The sequence below is a fragment of the Micromonospora arida genome (assembly GCF_003857035.1).
GTDB classification, from domain to species: Bacteria; Actinomycetota; Actinomycetes; order Mycobacteriales; family Micromonosporaceae; genus Micromonospora; species Micromonospora arida.
This window is the reverse complement of the sequence record NZ_QGSY01000151.1, coordinates 1-3,786: the sequence shown is the minus strand read 5'-3', so window position 1 is coordinate 3,786 and position 3,786 is coordinate 1. Positions and strand designations below refer to the sequence as shown.

The 3,786-nt window shown below is 72.8% G+C and carries 4 protein-coding genes; 2 read left to right on the top strand and 2 right to left on the bottom strand.

Translation table 11 applies throughout. The annotated features are described in order from the left end of the window. Positions 1–48: 48 nt before the first annotated feature. A complete protein-coding gene (locus tag DLJ58_RS10855) occupies positions 49–564 on the bottom strand; it encodes a type III secretion system chaperone family protein (protein WP_124855417.1) in 516 nt (171 codons plus the stop codon). A 75-nt stretch (positions 565–639) separates the two neighbouring features. Continuing rightward, complete coding sequence (gene mshA, locus DLJ58_RS10850) at positions 640–2,004, bottom strand: D-inositol-3-phosphate glycosyltransferase (RefSeq protein WP_124855414.1); 1,365 nt, start codon at positions 2,002–2,004, stop codon at positions 640–642. A gap of 205 nt (positions 2,005–2,209) precedes the next feature. Here mshA and DLJ58_RS10845 point away from each other — a divergent pair, with 205 nt between their 5' ends. Then, positions 2,210–2,971 (top strand): SDR family oxidoreductase, encoded by a 762-nt coding sequence (locus DLJ58_RS10845; protein WP_124855412.1) that lies wholly within the window; start codon positions 2,210–2,212, stop codon positions 2,969–2,971. A 62-nt stretch (positions 2,972–3,033) separates the two neighbouring features. Next, on the top strand, positions 3,034–3,786 hold a 753-nt coding region (locus tag DLJ58_RS10840; RefSeq protein ID WP_124855409.1), incomplete at its 3' end, for a class I SAM-dependent methyltransferase.

Sequence of the window (3,786 nt, the reverse complement as noted above, 5' to 3'; positions counted from 1 at the left end):
CTGCGCGCAGGGCGGCCGCGGCGCGCAGGGCGGGCGCGGTGGTGTGGGTCAGGTTGGGTCGGTGCCGGCGCCGGAGGGCTCGAAGAGGTGGGCGAAGGCGGCCAGGTTGGCGGTCGACTCGCCCCGCTTAACCCGCCACTCGTACTCGCGTCGGATCGAACTGCCGAAGCCGATCTCCAGCATCGTGTCGAACGACTCGTCGGCGTACGTGAGCACCGCGCCGAACAGGCGGTCCAACTCGTCGGCGTCCACGCCGGCCGGGTTGACCCGACCGGTCAGGTACACGTCGCCGACGGCGTCGGTGGAGAAGGAGACGCCGTACATCCGGGCATTGCGCTGCAACAGCCAGGCCCACAGCTCCTCGCGGCGCTCGTCCGGCTGGCGCATCACGAACGCCTCGATCCGCAGCGCGTGCTCGCCGACGATCAGGTTGCAGATCGTCTTGAGCTTGTGGGTGCCCGGCAGCGTCACCGCGTACGAGCCGGGGCCGGTCGACTCCCAGGCCAGGTCCCGCTCGGCGCAGACCGACTCGATCAGGGTCGCAAGATCGCTCTTCGGGCTCACCGGACCCACTCTACGACCGACCGGGCTCGCGCACCGGGTGACGACGGGCCGCGGGTCACCACGAGCAGGCGCGGGTCACCATGAGCAGGAGAGCGCCGGGTCACCCGCGAGGTCGGCCGCGAGCCGCGCGCGGTGCCCGGCGATCGCCTCGCCGTAGACCCTGAGCAGACCGGCGACTGTACGGTCCCAGGAGAAGTGCCGGGCGTGCTGCTCGGCACCTCGGGCCAGCACCGACCGCAGCGCCCGGTTCGGCAGCAGGCTGCCCATCGCACGGGCCCAGTCGACCGGGTCGTGCCCGTCGATGAGTACGCCACTGACCTGGTCCCGGACGGCGGTGACCAGCCCTCCGACGGCGGCGGCCAGCACCGGCGTACCGCAGGCCTGCGCCTCCAGGGCGACCAGCCCGAACGATTCGTTGTGCGACGGCACCGCGACCAGGTCCGCCGCCCGGTACAGGGCCGGAAGGTCGTCCCCGGTGAGCGGCGGCAGGAACCGCACCCCGTCGCTGACCCCGAGCTTGGCGGCCAACTCGATCAGGGCGGTCGGCCGGTCCAGCCCACTGCCGCTGGGCCCGCCGCAGATCACCACGGTCACCTGGTCGGCCAGCGCCGGATCGCGCTCCCGCAACGCGGCGATCGCGCGGATCAGCACGTCGGGGGCCTTGAGCGGCTGGATCCGACCGACGAAGGCAACCACGTACCCGTCGACTGGAAGCCCCAGCCGACGGCGGGCCTGGCGGGCGGCCGCGGACCTGTCACCCGGCGCGGGCCGGAACCGGGCCAGGTCGACGCCCGGCTGTACGACGGACACCCGGGTCGGGTCGGCGTCGTACCGGTCGAGCAGGTCGCTGGCCTCGACCCGGGTGTTGGCGACCAGCCGGTCCGCCTCGGCGACGACCTGCTCCTCGCCGATGACCCGAGCCTTGGGCTCCGGCCGGTCACCGGCCGCGAGTTGGGCGTTCTTGACCTTCGCCAGGGTGTGCGCGGTGTGCACCAGCGGCACCCCCCAGCGTTCCTTGGCCAGCCAACCGACCTGGCCGGAGAGCCAGTAGTGGGAGTGGATCAGGTCGTAGTGGCCGGGCGGACGGGACGCCTCGGCGCGCAGCACGCCGGCGGTGAAGGCGCAGAGCTGACCGGGCAGCTCTTCCTTGGTGAGACCCTCCAGGGGGCCGGAGGTGATGTGTCGGACCTGCACGCCGGGCGCCATCTCGACCACCGGGGGGAGGTCACCGGAGGTGGCCCGGGTGAAGATCTCCACCTCCACGTTGGCCTCGGCGAGACGCCGGGCGACTTCGAGGATGTAGACGTTCATTCCGCCGGCATCACCCGTGCCGGGCTGGTGCAGGGGGGAGGTGTGTACCGAAAGGGTGGCGATGCGGCGAGGCCGGGGCCACGGTTGGGCACCTCGCTGACGCCCGACACCGGTGTGCATTTCCGCCACATCCGCTCCTTCATCACGGTTGATGCCGTCTCGCACGACCGGCGCTTCTCGGTCAACCTGTACGCCGGATGTCATCTTCCCCATCGGGCTTCGGAAATTCCCCGGCGCGGCCCCCCGGGGTGACGGACCTCATCACCGAACGCCCGCCGACTGCTGCCGTACGCCCGGTCGGGGCGGCTCGTACGCCCGCTGTGACAATGTCGGGATGACCTCAGTCGCCATCGTCACCGGAGCGTCCAGCGGGATCGGCGCGGCCACCACCCGCCGGCTCGCCGCCGAGGGCTTCCACGTGCTCGCTGCCGCCCGCCGCGCCGAACGGCTCACCGAACTGGTCGCCGAGATCACCGCCGCCGGCGGGCAGGCCACCGCCGTGACCTGCGACATCACCTCGGACGAGTCGGTGGCCCGGCTGGCCGAGGCCGCCGCCCAGGCACCCGGGCCGGTCACCCTGCTGGTCAACAACGCCGGCGGAGCGCGTGGGCTGGACCCGGTGGAGTCCGGCTCGGTCGCCGACTGGCAGTGGATGTACGACGTGAACGTGCTCGGCACCCTGCGGGTCACCCAGGCGCTGCTGCCGGCGCTGGAAGCCTCCGGCTCCGGCACCATCGTGGTGGTCTCCTCCACCGCCGGCCTGACCGTGTACGAGGGCGGGGGTGGCTACACCGCCGCGAAGCACGCGCAGACCGCCATCGCCGGCACGCTCCGGCTGGAGTTGTGTGGCCGGCCGCTGCGGGTCATCGAGATCGACCCGGGCATGGTGAAGACCGACGAGTTCGGGCTGGTCCGCTTCGAGGGCGACGAGGAACGGGCCGCCGCTGTCTACGCCGGGGTGCCGGGGCCGCTGGTCGCCGAGGACGTCGCCGACTGCATCGCCTGGTGCGCCACCCGCCCCGAGCACGTCAACATCGACCGGCTGGTGGTCCGGCCCCGGGCACAGGCCGCCCAGCACAAGGTGCACCGGGTCTAGCGAGAAGTGAGCCGGGTTTTCGAGCCCCGCAGTCGCGAACGGAGATTGGCCCGGAGGTCGACATGAGCCCTGCGGCGCGGCGCCGGCCGTTCGGCGTGGTCACGCGCGGCACGACGAACCCGAACCGGCTCCGTCGGGTGGACAACTGGATCGTCGCCACCTGCGCCGACCGGCTGTTGGCGGCGGACGACCCCCTGGTGGTCGACCTCGGCTACGGCGCCACCCCGGTGACGGCTGTGGAGTTGCGCGCTCGGCTGGCGGCCGGGGTTCGTCCGGACGTACGGCTGGTCGGGTTGGAGATCGACGCGGCCCGGGTGGCGGCCGCGGCGCCGGCCGCCGACCCACCCGGGCTGACGTTCGCCCGGGGTGGGTTCGAGTTGGCCGGGCTCCGGCCGGTGCTGGTCCGCGCGTTCAACGTGCTGCGACAGTACGACGAGAGCGAGGTGGCCGAAGCCTGGCAGACGATGACCGCCGCGCTCGCATCCGGCGGAGTGCTCGTCGAGGGCACGTGTGACGAGTTGGGGCGGCTCGCCAGTTGGCTGCTGATCGACGCCGACGGCCCTCGGACGCTGACCCTGGCCGCGAAGCTCACCACGCTGGGCAGCCCCGCCGAGCTGGCCGAGCGGCTGCCCAAGGCGCTGATCCACCGCAACGTTCCCGGTGAGCCGGTGCACGCGCTGATCCGCGCCCTGGACGACGCCTGGCAGGCCGCCGCCCCGTACGCCACCTTCGGCCCCCGCCAACGCTGGCTGCACGCGGTGACCCGGCTACGCGAAACGGGCTGGCCCGTCCTCGACAACCCCACCCGCTGGCGC